Origin of the sequence: Terrilactibacillus tamarindi (assembly GCF_009718825.1) — a bacterium.
Classification (GTDB): Bacteria; Bacillota; Bacilli; order Bacillales; family Sporolactobacillaceae; genus Terrilactibacillus; species Terrilactibacillus tamarindi.
Window position 1 is genome coordinate 1 of the sequence record NZ_WNHB01000067.1, and the last position, 346, is coordinate 346.

At 37.0% G+C, this 346-nt stretch carries 1 protein-coding gene; it reads right to left on the reverse strand.

From position 1 onward, the window contains the following. Positions 1-150 precede the first annotated feature (150 nt). A partial coding sequence (locus tag GMB86_RS15375) for a transposase (protein WP_196220261.1) occupies positions 151-346 on the reverse strand: 196 nt, incomplete at its 5' end.

Here is a 346-nt window from a genome sequence, read left to right on the forward strand (position 1 = left end):
TGGCAGTGTCAATAATTTTGTGTAAATAAGTTATCAACCTTTTCTGATAAATTGTCACTTATATTCTAATTGTTCTTGTTCGATGGATTGTTTTTGATTTACTTGGCAGGGCTAGCCCTGCCAAGTAAATCATTCGCATCGGCATGTGGCCTATGATTCTAGCTCTTCAAACATTTTTTCAATTTCTGCACGAGCTTTATTAAAGCCAATATGGCAGCGTGTCGCAAAGCGTTGGTTATAGTCTTCAAACTGGGAAACTAAGAAACGTTCCAACGACTCATCATTTGGAAATTGTTCCTTGCGCTTGGTATATTTCTTGATCTTCTTGTTGAATGACTCGATTAAA